This window comes from Rossellomorea vietnamensis (genome assembly GCF_008180415.1).
Classification (GTDB): domain Bacteria; phylum Bacillota; class Bacilli; order Bacillales; family Bacillaceae_B; genus Rossellomorea; species Rossellomorea vietnamensis_C.
On the sequence record NZ_VTEI01000003.1, the window covers coordinates 327,965 to 342,352 of the forward strand.

The following is a 14,388-nucleotide window of genomic DNA, read 5'->3' on the forward strand; positions in this document are numbered from 1 at the left end:
TAAAGACACCTCAAATTAGTTATTTTTCTTTAATACTCCAAAGAGTTCCTCAACTGTTTTTCTCCATTTATATTCCTCGGCAATTTCAGCACCCTTAAATGTTAAATCAAGTATATCGAACTTATTATCATAAACCAGGTGTATCTTTTCTATTAATTCAGCTGAATTTTTAGGATCAAAGTATATAGCACCATCTTGGCATATTTCTGGTATAGAAGCAGCATTTGAAGCTATTACTGGACATCCTAACTTCATCGCTTCTACCGGTGGTAATCCAAACCCTTCATAAATAGAAGGAAAGATGAATACTTTTGCATTAGAATAAAGACTACACAATTCCTCATCCGAGACATAACCTACATGTTTTATTTTACCACCAAATTCACTGATTTCTTTTGAAATGACTTTTTTGTCTATCCCTCCAGCTATTACCACATCACCTTCAAATTCTTTCATTTGATCAAATGACGATAATAGTACTTCAAAGTTCTTATTAGGATGAAGGCTTCCTACTGCTAATAAAAAGCCATCTTTTTTTAAATTGAACCTTTCCAATATTCCATTATCACTTTGTATATTCTCTATATGATCGACACCTAATTTTATTACTTCAATTTCATTCCTAATACTGAGTATGTTTTTTTGTAACTCTTCCTTTGAAAAATTTGAAACTGTAATAATCTGGTTTGAACACAATGACAAGAGTCTAAATAAAAGTTTATACCAGATTACAAATATTTTCGAGAACCCTTCTGGTTTCATAAATACAGCTGCATCATGGATAAATACTGTTTGCTTTCTCTTGAAAATTGGGCCTGTATTACAAAAATTAATAAGAGGACGCCCAATGGTGTATAAAGGTAAAAGTAATTGTTCCCACAAATGTCCCTGTAATACCCCTATCTCTTTCACTTTAACTTTTTTTAATTTTAAATCTTTTAGTGAGTTTTTGGGTACTAGAATTGTAAATTCAAACTGATTTTCAACTGCACCACTTATTAAATACCTATCAATATCCTTTATAATTTCCTCAGCAACCCTCTGCACACCTGTGACCTTCTGAGTTAAGAATCGACCATTAATATATAGTTTTTTCATTCATATCACCTTTGCAAAATTTACTTTTTAAAACATTTCTTGAATTAATAATCGTAATTTAACCAAGAAGTTTAAAATTATAAGAGAATTCACAAGAAAAGTAGCTATAGATTAGTTGACAGATGAAAACTCATCAATAGCTATCGTGCTTTAAAGCTAATATTTCATCATAAATATTTATATATAAAGATAGATTGTCATTATATTTCAAAGATTCTGTATAGTTATCCTCTATAATTTGTTTCATCTGTTGATTATCTATTTTAGAAAAGCGCTCAATTAAATCTTTTATATTATCCTGAATTTTATTATGAATTAAGAACTCCTTATGAATCATTAACTCTGGAATTCCACCCACATTTGTTGCCATTACCGGCGTGCCTTGATTATAGGACTCAATGATTACACGCCCAAAGGGCTCTTCCCAAACTGATGGCACAACTGTTAAATCCACTTTAGCCATTTGCTCGTTTACTGCAGCTAAAGGAATCTTCCCTCTTAATTTTATTCTTTCATCTACTTGGGCTTGTTTTAATAATTCTGGTTCTAAATCTCCAGTTCCACAGATAACCAATTTATCTACGATTTTATCTTCTATTAATTGAATTGCTTTAACTAGTTGATCTATCCCTTTCTTTCTATCTAGTTGTCCAAAGTATCCAACTATTAACGGCTCTCCTTTTCTATACTCTTTTCTACTATACCGTTTTGAATTAACAACATTAAAAACAACACTTTTTTTAGAGTTTAAAAAAAATCTTTCCGACGTATGTTTATCTAATATATATTGAGATATCCCTACTACCATGTCCACATATTTACTTCTCTCTCTATTAAAATAACTTAAGATTCTGTTGACAAGGTGACTTTTTACTGGTTCAAATAATGCATAGTCTCTAGTAGTGTGAACTATCGGAATTCTGTTTTTCTTAGCAATCTTCCAAAAATAAGTACCGATACCACTTAAATTTTGGGTATGAATAATATCAGGATTAATGGCTTTAATTACTTGATCTATAAGCTTATATTGGAGAGGACTAAATGTGTTAATTAAATGCCAACCTAACTTTAAGAAAGGATTTCTATCTTTTTTGCGGCCCTGCCAATATAAATTAAAACAGGGTAGACGAAAGACTTCTACCCCATTAACTCTATCTATTTTCACACCTAATTTATGAGATCCCGTAGTTAACACACATACCTTATGGTGTTTCGCTAAGCTCTCAGCTAGTAATTGGGTAGATACCTCGGCACCCCCTAGAATATCTGGTGAATAATAACTGTTAACTATAAGGATTTTTTTCATTTTTTTCACCTTTTTTTAATTTTAAATAGTATAGTCTTTAATTCATGCCTATCTAAGTAAAAAACAGATCCAGCATATATTATTATTCCTAATAAGATTTTAATTAAAAAATTGATATATATATTCTCTAAGTCAACTATATATCCAAACGCACTTACTCCAAATGTCATTATCATAACTGACTTTAAACTTGGTGCCAGTTTTGTATATATTTCTCTTGCTTTAATTTTCAAATATTTCTTTAAGAAGAGTAAACGTGCCGACTCTACAATTAATACTCTTACTAATTCCGCAAATGCAACAGCAGTTAAGCCATATTTTATAAAAATCAACAGTAGAATCCCATATGTTACAAAAGATATAACACTTAAAATCATTTCTATATTTGGCTTTCCTATGCCTCTTAATACTGGACCTCCTATAACTGTGATGGAGGCCAATCCTCCTGCAATTAATAAAATTTGCAAGACTGGGTATACTTCTATCCAACTTTCTCCATATAGTATAAAAATAAACTCATAAGAGACCAGTGCTAATCCAATACATATGGGAAGAGTTATTAATGATAACTTAGAAATAGAATCTAGATATATATCTTTCACCTTAGAAATATCATCTTGCCACCTTGAGGTTTCTGGGAACAAAACTCTCATAACAGCGCTGGCTAAGTAATACCTAGCGATAGAACCCCATTGAAAGGCTATTGTATATAAGCCGAGTTGTGTTTTACCTAAAAGTTTTCCAACTAAAAAATAATCAATGTTATTATTTGCATACATAAACATTTGAGATCCTAATACGCTTGTACTATAAGTTAATATATCTCTTGTGGCATCTTTATCTATATAGATAAGGTCTTTGAACGAAATAGGTTTAATAATGAAAGATAAGATAGATTGTATACTAGGTCGAAAAATATATTTGGTTGAAATCGCTAATATTCCATCTATGTAAATTGCAAATAAGATAGCAAATATGCTCGAAATAATTTCAGCAGTTATATCAACTAGCGTTATTATCTTAAATTGCCTTTCTCTCATAAGTAATGCTCGAGAAGTACTTCCAAAAGAGCTAATAATAATTCCTAGACATACATATTTTAGAACTAATTCAACTTGATTACTTTCGAAGATATTTGAAATCAAGGGGGACAATACCCATATCAAGATTGCAATTAGTATAGAAAGAATTAGATTTAACAGCAATGTCGCATTAATTATTTTCTTCGATAACTTTGTTGTATATATTAAGTAAGAGTTAAGTCCCGCCTCTTGTATCACAAAAGCTATACCAGCGAAAACCATAGCCATTCCTAAAACTCCAAAATATTCTGGAGATAACAACCTAGCTAATACAATATTGGTAACTATATTTATAAATTGGACTCCTACTATACTAAGTAATGACCAAATTGTATTTTTATAAAAAGACATTTTCTCCACCTAACTAGTCATTTTCCTTTTCACTCATCATTCTATTATTTAAACTTCTTCAAAAGGCTCCTTTTGAACCCAATAATATGAGCGATGTTTTAAATATTATTTTCATATCAAAATAAAGAGAACGCTTTTCAATATACTTTAAATCTAACTCAACCATTTCTTCAAATCCGATATTACTTCGACCGCTTACCTGCCAAAGTCCCGTACACCCTGGAACCACTAAGAGACGTTGAAGGTCATAAGTTGTGTAATCCTTTACTTCTCTTGGCAAAGGTGGTCTAGGTCCAACCAGGCTCATTTCTCCTTTTAATACATTTAATAGCTGTGGCAGTTCATCTATGCTTGTTTTACGAATGATCCTCCCTATTTTAGTAACCCTTGGATCATCCTTCATTTTAAACATTGCCCCAGTTGTCTCATTCAGTTTCAACAATTCTTGAAGCTTCTCTTCTGCATCTGAGACCATGGAACGAAATTTATACATATTGAATTCTTTACCGTTTTTACCTACACGTTTCTGAGTGAAAAATACAGGACCCTTTGGATCCTCCACTTTAATTGCTATTGCAGTCACTAAAAATAAAATACTTAATAGTATAATCCCAGAAAGAGAGCCCAGGATATCAACGACTCTCTTTGTCAGCACGTAAATCTTCGAGTTATTTACTTTAACTTTCGAACTAGATTGCAAGTTGACTAGTTCCTCATTAGCGAGGTTAGGCATACTCTATCACTCCTTAATAAGAAACTTTACTTTTGTGTTGATTCACTAACTCTTCCATGTATTCCAATATAGAACTTTTGATTTCATCATGTTCAAGGGCAAAATCAAGAGTAGTTTTGACAAACCCAACCTTTTCACCAACATCATATCTTTTGCCTTCAAAATCGTATGCGTATACTTTTTGCTTTTCATTTAATCTTTGAATGGCATCCGTTAACTGGATTTCTCCCCCTGCACCTGTCTCTTGGTTTTCTAGCAACTCAAAGATTTCAGGAGTTAGCAAGTAGCGTCCCATTATAGCTAGATTAGAAGGAGCTGTGCCTGGTGCAGGTTTTTCAACAAATTCACTAACTTGGTATCTTCGTCCCTCTTTTGTAACGGGGGCAATAATACCATAGCGGTGTGTTTGATTGTCTTCTACCGTTTGGACTCCAATTACCGACGAGCCTGTTTCTTCATATTGATCAATCAATTGCTTTACACATGGAGTGTCACTCACTACGATGTCGTCTCCAAGTAGCACAGCAAATGGCTCATCACCAATGAAGTTTCTTGCACACCATACCGCATGTCCCAATCCTTTAGGTTCTTTTTGACGGATATAGTGAATGTTTGCTAGATTGCTGGAATATTGTACTTTCTCAAGTAGGTCTGTTTTGCCTTTTTCAGCAAGACTTCTTTCTAGTTCCGGTGCAGCGTCGAAGTGATCTTCGATTGCTCTTTTTCCTTTACCAGTAACGATGATAATGTCTTCAATACCTGAAGCAATGGCTTCTTCTACGATATATTGAATGGTTGGCTTATCAACTATAGGAAGGATTTCCTTTGGCATTGCTTTTGTGGCTGGCAGGAAACGGGTTCCTAATCCAGCTGCCGGAATGATCGCTTTTGTAACTTTCTTCATTATTATTAGCCCCCTTGTTTTATTAAGCGTATTGTATTTGTTCGTTCACTGTTGGTCTTCCCATAGAGTGATACTCAATATCCGACTCTTTCATCACTTCAATATTGAAACAATTACGTCCATCGAATATGATTGGATTTTTAATATTTGTTTTAATTTCTTCAACAGTTAGATCTTTAAAATCTGACCATTCTGTTAGTATCAAGGCAACATCTGCTCCACTTAAGGCTTCATCAGTGTTTGTAGCAAATTGAACTTTTGAATTTAATAATTTCTTGGCATTTTCCATTGCAACTGGGTCATAAGCAATGACTTCTGCACCTTTTTCAATTAAATAGTTTGTAACTGGTATTGACGCAGCTTCTCTCATATCATCTGTGTTTGGTTTAAAGGCCAACCCTAATACAGCGATTCTTTTCCCTTTTAAACTTCCGAATCTAGCATTGAGCTTGTCGAGTATCATTTTTTGCTGCTTTTTATTGACCTCAATTACACCTTTCAGCAGTTGAAAGTCATACTCTGCTTCCCCGGCAATTTGCACAAGTGCTTTAGTATCTTTAGGGAAACAAGAGCCTCCGTATCCAATACCTGCATTCAAGAATTGAGATCCGATTCGGTTATCCATTCCCATTCCTTGTGCTACATCTTCCACATTTGCTTTTACTTTCTCACAAAGGTTTGAAATTTCATTGATGAAGCTGATTTTAGTGGCTAAGAAAGCGTTAGCTGCATACTTAATCATTTCTGCGCTTCTAATATCTGTTTTAAAAACAGGAATCCCAAATGGTTTGTTAATCTCTTCTATTAAGTTTGCTGCTTCAGGGCTATCTGCTCCTACCACAATTCGGTCGCCATGGAAGGAATCATATATAGCAGCTCCTTCGCGAAGAAATTCCGGGTTTGAAACAACATCTACCCTTATGTCATTAACCTTGCTGCTCTCGATAACTTCTTTAATCCAATCATTTGTTCCTACTGGCACTGTACTTTTTGTTACTACCACAACATTACCAGCAATATGGTTTGCGATATCAAGCGCCACTTGTTTAACAAATGATAGGTTGGCAGAGCCATCTTCTTTTTCTGGTGTTCCCACTGCTATGTAAATAGCATTTGCTGATTGAAAGGCTTCGGAATGGTTTGTAGTAAACTTTAATTTTCCTTGCTCAATATTCTTGGTCATTAATTCATCAAGGCCTGGCTCATAAATAGGGGAAATTCCCTTGCTCATTCTGTTTACTTTCTCTTCATCGATATCTACACATGTTACTGAATGGCCAATTTCTGAAAGGCATACGCCGGTTACTAGTCCTACGTATCCGGTTCCTACTACAGCTATCTTCATTTTTTTCTCTCCCTTTCAGGTATTAGAATGAAAAATATTTAATGAAAAAACACTCAAATGCTTAATGTTTTTTCATTAAATATCTAACAGGAAGTTTAATCCTATATTTATTGGATAATATTATAAGGGCATTTAACCCCGCCTCACACCACGCTATCGACGACAAGCGTCTAAGGTAGAGAGTCTCTACCCACAACATAATCGAGTGCCTCCCATGATAACGGAACAGGAGACATTTCCGATGAAAATATACCTATAAGATAGAAAGATATAGGCTAACTCTTTTAGTTAATTTTATTTTCATTAAAAAATCCCCAAAAACTTTTTCTTCTTGATCGGCTCCGGTATTTCTCTGTAGATATTCTGGTTATCTATTAACAACTCTGTATTCTCTGTAAAGAAATAGAGTTGATCCATTCCATACTGTTTTTCAATAAAATCCATTGCTTCATTCATTTTAAAGTTTCGGTTATGAGTGTTATGCGCATCTGAAGCAATAAAATGTGTTAAGTTTGCCTCTATAATTTGCTGTGAAAACTTTTGAATCTTCTTCCCGAAGTATCCTGTCAGGCTGGATGCTGTCACTTGAGTGCATGCTCCGTTTTTCACAAGTTCATACAGTTTTTCAGGTCTCTCAATTAATTCCGAGTTCCTTTCTGGATGAACTATGACAGGAGTCAGGCCAGCTAACTGGATATCGTATAGAAGTCTTTCGGTATATCTCGGTACGTGGTTAGACGGAAATTCAATAAATACATATTGTGAATCACCGTTTAAAGGAAGAATTTCTCCCTTTTGATAATCGTCTACCACTTCACCGAAAATCCGAACCTCTTGTCCGGGCAGGATGGTTACGTCTACCACTTCTTCTTTCAATCTCTTATTCACTTGATCTACTAAAGGCAGGATGTCTGACTTTATATTGTTATATTTTCCATTTTTATGATGAGGAGTAGCAATGATCGTGTGGATACCCTCTTTCAATGCAGCCTTCGCCATGTCGATACTATCTTCCATCGTTTTGGCTCCATCATCAATTCCCGGCAGGATGTGACAGTGAATATCAATCATTTGTACTCCTCCTCTACGTCTTAAGTCCTAAATGGCACAAAATTCATCTTAACATGTCGATACTGTTTACGAAACGGGGTTATTTTGTCGGATATTGTCGAATTCGGTTAATTAGTACCGTAATAATAATAGTAGTTTGTTTCTGATTGCTTTTTATTGTTTAACACAACGCCCAAGATCTTTGCTTTTGCTGCTACTAGGCTTTCTTTCGCCTTTTTGGATGCATCTGTTTCAGTGGTGCCGCTGGATACAACCAGGATGGTGCCGTCACATTGGTTGGCCATGACCTGTGCATCTGTCACTGCCAGGACTGGAGGCGTGTCGAAAATAAGGATATCGTACAGCTCTTTCGCTTCATTCAAAAACCAGTTCATTGCCTTAGAACCAAGCAGCTCAGCTGGATTTGGCGGGATCGGTCCGCTTGATAAGATATGAAGTTTTTCCACTCCGCTGTCTTTTACGGTTTCTGCCAGTGCTGTTTGCTTCGTCAGAACCGTTGTCAAACCAAATGTATTCGTGAAGTTAAATGTATAGTGTACGGTCGGCTTTCTTAAATCAGCATCAATAAGAAGCACACGTTTGCCTTGCTGTGCATATACGACGGCAAGATTAGCGGCCGTAGTGGATTTTCCTTCTCCCGGACCGGAGGAAGTGACCATGATGGTACGGTACTCCTGGTCGACGGTTGAAAATTGTATATTCGTACGGATATTTTTATATTGTTCCGAAACTGGAGATTTAGGGTTAACTTTTGTAATTAATTTTCTCTGATTATTGAACGTTTTATTAGTACGTTTAAACACTGGCACTTTCACCTCTTCTTCTTGCTGACCTGTCCTGGCGGTTCACTGTATTTGTAAATTCTTTATCATCCATTGTTGGAATGACGCCCAATACAGGAAGCTCGAGATTCTTTTCAATATCCATTTCGGTTTTCACTGTGTTATCCAGGTATTCCAATAAGAACGCCAATCCGACACCTGCCATAAGGCCTACTACCATTGCGATAGCAATATTCAATAGTGGCTGCGGTTTAATAGGCGATGGATTTTCACCTAGGTTTGCCTGTGAAAGGATGCTGACATTGTCAACATTCATAATCGTAACGATTTCACGTTGAAAGACTTCTGCTACTTTATTGGCTATGGCGGCTGCCTGCTCCGGATCTTCATCCTGGACCGTCACATTTACTACCTGAGAGTTCTGTTCACTCCCTACTGTGATTTTCCCATTAAGTGTTCCTGCTGTCATATCAAGATCCAGTTCATCTACTACTTTATCTAAGATGGCCGGGCTTTTCATAATGACATTGTACGTATTGATTAGTTCAAGATTTGTTCTTACCTGATTGACGTCGTACGCATTCTGCTCCTGGCTCGATTTATTCACCAGCAGCTGTGTGGATGATTGATATATCGGTGTTAAAACAAAATAACTGACTGCAGCACTTACGATCACTGCAATCAGTGTGATGATCAAAATCATACTCATTCGTTTCCTCAGTGTTGCCATTAACTCTTTCAAGCTTATCGTCTCTTCCATGATAGCCTCCTAAACTCCTTTTATATAAAATCCTGTAGTATTATATCATATTGCTTTGGGATTTATCGGAAAAATCTTGTCTTTTCCTGAAAAAATTGTCATAATTTTAATAGATTTGTAAAATGTGAATTCCTAGTATTAATTAAACAACATGACCCATTTATTTGGAAGACCTTTTTCTATTTTGGATTCATTTTCCATACATTTAGCTGGAATCGGAGGAGAAATTATGAAGAAATTATTTATTTTATTATTAATGATAGTCAGTGTTGGAGTGATTCTTCTCGGTAATCTTCATTGGAAGAATCTCAACTCTGCTCCTGCAGCCACTGAGGCTGAAAGTACTGATCAACAGGGAGATAGCGAGAAGAAGGACGAAGCTTCAAAGGAAAGCAGCCCTAGTGGGACTCTTTCTTATACCGGCAACTGGTCGCCTGAACTGAGAAGTATCTATGAGAACAAACTTGAAGAAGGAGAAGCGTTCAACCTGGTGATTGCTGGTTCCCAAGCGATGGATGCTGTAGAGCCTGGGTGGAATGATCTTGTTGCGGATGCCGTTAAGGCTAAGTACGGCGACACCATTACGGTTCACAGCTTTCCTTATGATTCTAATTCCTTTGACTTTGTTGCAGAAGCACAAGCCGAGGAGATTGCAGATTTAGATCCTAATCTAGTGATCTTTGAACCTTTAACATTGAACGATAATTCTTTGGTGCGAATTGAAGATTCACTGGTTCATATCCAAACTATCTATGAAGATATCTCTGCAAGCAATGTCGGTATGGAGTTAGTATTGACCCCTCCACAGCCGGTTCACTCACCGAATTGGTATGCGACGCAAATCAGCGAACTTGAGAAATTTGCTGACAATGAGGGCTATACCTATATCGACCATTGGGAAAACTGGCCAGATGTCGAATCGGACGAAATCAAGAACTATTTAAATGGTGAAGGCAGCAGCCCAAATGAACAGGGCCAAAAAGCCTGGGCAGACGCGATTATTTCCTACTTAATTTCTGAGTGACGAATAACCTTCCCTTTTTCTGCTTTATCGTGGTAAAATACTCATAAACTACTATATTATGACAAAAGGGGAAATATCGTGAAAAAAGTGTTATTTACTGTCGCTGCTACTGCTGTTATTTCCACTGCTTATGGAGCTGCCGCAGAGGCTAGTTCCCATAAAGTGTCCAGTGGAGATTCACTTTGGTCGATTGCCAAGAAGTATGACACATCCGTTTCGGCGCTCAAGAAGCTGAACAGCTTGAAGTCTGATGTGATTTATCCGAACCAGGTTTTGAAAGTGGAAGGCTCTCAAGCAGCAGTCCCGGCACCTCCTTCTAAAGAGACTGCGGTGGACAAACCGGTGGTTGAGACCAAGTATACGATTGTTCCCGGTGATACCTTGATTGGCATTGCCAACAAGCATTCTATCAGTCTTGCAGAACTGAAGTCCTGGAACAATTTAACGACTCACTTAATTTATCCTGGACAAGCGTTGATTGTTGCAAGAGGTACGGTAGAAATACAAGCTCCTGCACCTGTACAACCAAAGCCGGAACCCGTTAAACCTTCTCAGCCGGCTCCATCTTCAGAAACGTCCTATAAGGTACAAGCCGGTGACACACTCTCTCGTATCGGCGGGCAATTCGGAGTATCCGTCTCACAGCTGAAGGAATGGAACGGGCTTCGTTCGGATATGATCTACATCGGACAGAAGTTAACTATTAAATCGACTTCTTCCCAGCCTCCTAAAGAGGACCAAGCAGGAGATGCTGGCTATAATGTCGACAAGCTGATTAAAGAAGCAAAGTCCCATATCGGCACTCCATATGTATGGGGAGGCAGCAAAACAAGCGGATTTGATTGCAGCGGCTTCATCTACTATGTGTACAATAAAGCAGGAATGAACCTCAGCCGAATTTCAAGCGGCGGCTACTACAACATTTCGTACTATGTAAATTCACCACAACCAGGTGATCTCGTATTTTTCGAAAATACATACAAAAAAGGAATCTCTCATTTAGGCATCTACATAGGAGATAACCAATTTATCCACGCCGGTGATAACGGCGTGCAGATTACCAGTCTTAGCAACTCTTACTGGAAATCGAAGTTTGATGGGTTTAAGCGATTCTATTAAATTATAAAGGGTGTCCTGGGAATTTTCCCGGGAGACCCTTTTCTGCGGGACGGAGGGACAGGTTCCTTGTCCCACTTTATAGGCGCGGACGCGGGACATCTCACATTACCCCAGGAAGGATTGATTACAATGGATAAGAAGGAATTCGATTCTGTCAGCAGGCTGCCGGCAGCGGTCCGTTACGAGTACTTTATCAAGAAGGTAGCCGATCATGAAGAAGTCTGGGGCTTGTATAATGAGGGCTGGGCAACTGCTCACGATGAGGAAGGCAAAGTACTGATCCCCTTCTTCCCTAGAAGAGAATTTGCAGAGAGCTGCGCGAAGGATAAATGGACGGGATACCATGCTAAGTCGGTTGAGTTGGATGACTTTGTGGACAAATGGCTTGCAGGAATGAAAGAAAAAGGAATAAGACCTTCCATCTTTCCTGTCGAAGAAGATACAGCGGTTGTTGAGATTGAGGTACTGCTTAATGATTTGGAAGCAGAGCTGGAGAACTATTAGATGCGGGACGCGGTGCTCACTACAATTATAGTATAGTGGGACGAAATGACAGATTCCTTGCCCAAGCTTTATAATGTCAGATATAAGAACACCTCCTAAAATAAGAGGGCCAAAATCAATCATGATTTTGCCCTCTTATTTTACGAGAAATTCAGTAATGTACATGAGAACAAAGAAACATTGCAGGTTTTTTGATTATAACCATTCATCCCACTCTTGTTGTTTCCTCTTCCTTACACGTTCTTCTTTTGAATTCTTAAAGTCTTGCAAATCCCATTCTTTCTGTTGTACTTCTTGTTCTGCATCATAAATTTCAGATTCACTGCTGAACTTATACTCGCGGACGTCCTGCAAACCCCTCTCCGCCTCCCAAACACGGTTCTCGTATTTTTCCCTTTCCTTCCACTCTCTATATTCATCCGCATCCATTTCAAGAGAAGCGTTCTCATTGGCCTTCATATACTTATACGACCAGATAAGAAACCCTAAGAGAACCGCCACAAAGACCACGGAAGACACCGCTTCCATATTCAACACCATTCCACCATTCAAGAGGGATCTCAGTATTAACAGAAGAATGATGGCACATGCAAAAACAGCCATATTCGGCTTCTTCCCTGGAATACCTGTATAGCCCCACAGAGCAAACAACAGCATAGAAATTAGGACAGGAAATGTATAGTCCCAACCAAACATACCAATTTGTGCATAGTTGTAGGCAATATCCTCTAAATAACTTGCTAAATCCATCCCTTGATTTGTAATGGCTCCAAACAGCAGGGTACCAAAATAGGCCAGAATCGCTCCTGCAATGCCAATTCCCCTTAAAACAAGCATAGAAGCAAGCATGCCAAGAATAAGCGAAAAAGCTAAGTATTGAGACAAAGTAGAATATTGGGTGTAGGTCTCATAAACAATTCCAGACTCATCTATCCCGGCAAAGAAAATAGCTGCAAACAATGTATATGCAATAAAGCTCTTAACCATGTTCGGCTCATTATCTGCCAAGGATGCTAAAAACAAAATAGTAAGAATAAAAACGGCAACGTAAATACCTTTGTCAATTTCCATGTACCCTAGAAATCCGCAAAGTGGAAATAAAAAAGCAAGCAAAATATTTATTCCATAAATCCCTCTCCGCATCACTAACCTCTCCCCTTTAACCGAATTGTTAAATCTTACCTTAAATTCATATAAATTACAGTGACTATATTATACTATTATTCAAGAGGAGATATATCTTTCCTTAATTATGTAATCCTTTCTGAGGGGATGAATGGACCTTCCCCTCTGTCCCAACCAAAAAGGGTGTCCCGTAAATTCTCCGGGACACCCTTTTGTTTATCTGCCTGCTACCAGCTGAGCATAAATGTATTGGTGCACAGCATTATACCCGCCCAGTACTGTGTAGTTGGCGACATCGTTGAAATAGAAGTACCTCTTCACTTCATCATCTGCATGATTGTGTTGAACTAGAAGAATCGGCTGATTCCGTTTGGCTGCAAGCAGTGATCCTGTTAACCCATCGGCAAACTTTTCACCTGTTGCAATAATAGGCATATCTCCACCCGGGAAGAATCTATCTGCAATACGTACTGACGTGACATATCGGTTTTCACCGGAAATTCTATCGGCTTTGTTGACTGCTTTATATACGTTATCTGAAAGGACTGCTTTCCCTCCGATGACATATGTTTTGCCCGCTTTTTCCAAATAGCTTCTGTTGGTGGTGTTCAAGGCATTTTTATCCGACAGAATTATCGGCACCTGCTTCTTGGCGGCATAAGGTCCTATTGCAATGGCATCCGCGAAACTGTCTCTATTGACGACAATGGCTTCACCAGGAGTGGAATCCACTCGTTTTGCGATCTTGACCGATGTTTCCACTCTGTCTTTCCCGGCTATTCTTTCCACTTCTACACCCGGCATGTTTTCAAGCTGATTGATGACTTTATCAGATATGGCATTGCTTCCGCCCATTACCCATACTTTCTGAGCTCCAAGCCTTCTGATTTCATCATAAGAAGCCCTCGTCAGATTGTCCTGTTCTGTTAATAGGATTGGACCATCGACTTTGGCTGCAAACGGTGTACTTGCCAATGCGTCGGCAAATTCATCTCCTCTTGCCAGCACGACATCTTCGGCTTCATTCTCCCAGCTAATTTCTGAAAGAATGACCGCTGTTTCATAGCGGTTGTCTCCTCCAAATCTTTCTTCCGGACTGGCTCCTGCGGCACTAGGTATCAACCAAATTAGTAACATAGCTGCGATGATGGATATCGCGACCTTGTTTCTCACTGTATTACCCC

The 14,388-nt window shown here is 38.0% G+C and carries 14 protein-coding genes; 3 read left to right on the forward strand and 11 right to left on the reverse strand.

Translation table 11 applies throughout. The annotated features are described in order from the left end of the window. Positions 1 to 15: 15 nt before the first annotated feature. From FZC78_RS07745 to FZC78_RS07785, 9 genes are all read right to left on the reverse strand, one after another. Positions 16 to 1,098: a glycosyltransferase family 4 protein gene (locus FZC78_RS07745; protein WP_148939077.1), complete on the reverse strand. Its 1,083-nt coding sequence runs from the start codon at positions 1,096 to 1,098 to the stop codon at positions 16 to 18. Between the two features lie 133 nt (positions 1,099 to 1,231). Next, positions 1,232 to 2,404: a glycosyltransferase family 4 protein gene (locus tag FZC78_RS07750; protein ID WP_148939078.1), complete on the reverse strand. Its 1,173-nt coding sequence runs from the start codon at positions 2,402 to 2,404 to the stop codon at positions 1,232 to 1,234. A gap of 5 nt (positions 2,405 to 2,409) precedes the next feature. Beyond that, on the reverse strand, positions 2,410 to 3,837 hold the full coding sequence (locus tag FZC78_RS07755) for a lipopolysaccharide biosynthesis protein (RefSeq protein WP_252183542.1): 1,428 nt from the start codon (positions 3,835 to 3,837) through the stop codon (positions 2,410 to 2,412). A 58-nt stretch (positions 3,838 to 3,895) separates the two neighbouring features. Beyond that, entirely contained in the window at positions 3,896 to 4,570 is a 675-nt protein-coding gene (locus FZC78_RS07760) for a sugar transferase (protein WP_148939079.1), read from the reverse strand. A gap of 13 nt (positions 4,571 to 4,583) precedes the next feature. Further along, entirely contained in the window at positions 4,584 to 5,474 is an 891-nt protein-coding gene (gene galU / locus FZC78_RS07765; RefSeq protein WP_148939080.1) for a UTP--glucose-1-phosphate uridylyltransferase GalU, read from the reverse strand. 22 nt (positions 5,475 to 5,496) lie between these two features. Then, positions 5,497 to 6,819, reverse strand: a complete 1,323-nt coding sequence (locus tag FZC78_RS07770; RefSeq protein WP_148939081.1) for a UDP-glucose dehydrogenase family protein — start codon at positions 6,817 to 6,819, stop codon at positions 5,497 to 5,499. Between the two features lie 303 nt (positions 6,820 to 7,122). Next, positions 7,123 to 7,890: a tyrosine-protein phosphatase gene (locus FZC78_RS07775; RefSeq protein ID WP_148939082.1), complete on the reverse strand. Its 768-nt coding sequence runs from the start codon at positions 7,888 to 7,890 to the stop codon at positions 7,123 to 7,125. A gap of 107 nt (positions 7,891 to 7,997) precedes the next feature. Continuing rightward, positions 7,998 to 8,693 carry a CpsD/CapB family tyrosine-protein kinase gene (locus FZC78_RS07780; protein ID WP_148939083.1) on the reverse strand — a complete coding sequence of 232 codons (696 nt, stop codon included), beginning with the start codon at positions 8,691 to 8,693 and terminating at the stop codon, positions 7,998 to 8,000. Further along, positions 8,686 to 9,432 (reverse strand): YveK family protein, encoded by a 747-nt coding sequence (locus FZC78_RS07785; protein ID WP_148939085.1) that lies wholly within the window; start codon positions 9,430 to 9,432, stop codon positions 8,686 to 8,688. The genes FZC78_RS07780 and FZC78_RS07785 overlap by 8 nt, the downstream gene beginning before the upstream one ends. A gap of 229 nt (positions 9,433 to 9,661) precedes the next feature. On the opposite strand from FZC78_RS07785, the gene FZC78_RS07790 reads away from it, so the two are divergent. From FZC78_RS07790 to FZC78_RS07800, 3 genes are all read left to right on the forward strand, one after another. Next, the gene (locus FZC78_RS07790) at positions 9,662 to 10,456 is read left to right on the forward strand and encodes an SGNH/GDSL hydrolase family protein (RefSeq protein ID WP_148939086.1); all 795 of its coding nucleotides are present in this window, start codon (positions 9,662 to 9,664) and stop codon (positions 10,454 to 10,456) included. Between the two features lie 78 nt (positions 10,457 to 10,534). Continuing rightward, positions 10,535 to 11,575 carry a LysM peptidoglycan-binding domain-containing protein gene (locus FZC78_RS07795; RefSeq protein ID WP_148939088.1) on the forward strand — a complete coding sequence of 347 codons (1,041 nt, stop codon included), beginning with the start codon at positions 10,535 to 10,537 and terminating at the stop codon, positions 11,573 to 11,575. A 129-nt stretch (positions 11,576 to 11,704) separates the two neighbouring features. Then, positions 11,705 to 12,079, forward strand: a complete 375-nt coding sequence (locus tag FZC78_RS07800; RefSeq protein ID WP_148939091.1) for a DUF2750 domain-containing protein — start codon at positions 11,705 to 11,707, stop codon at positions 12,077 to 12,079. 195 nt (positions 12,080 to 12,274) lie between these two features. Here the strand turns inward: FZC78_RS07800 and FZC78_RS07805 are convergent, their stop codons facing one another. Together FZC78_RS07805 and FZC78_RS07810 are read right to left on the reverse strand one after the other, a co-directional pair. After that, the gene (locus FZC78_RS07805) at positions 12,275 to 13,225 is read right to left on the reverse strand and encodes a hypothetical protein (RefSeq protein ID WP_148939093.1); all 951 of its coding nucleotides are present in this window, start codon (positions 13,223 to 13,225) and stop codon (positions 12,275 to 12,277) included. Between the two features lie 195 nt (positions 13,226 to 13,420). Beyond that, a complete protein-coding gene (locus FZC78_RS07810) occupies positions 13,421 to 14,377 on the reverse strand; it encodes a cell wall-binding repeat-containing protein (RefSeq protein WP_148939095.1) in 957 nt (318 codons plus the stop codon). Between the last annotated feature and the right edge of the window lie 11 nt (positions 14,378 to 14,388).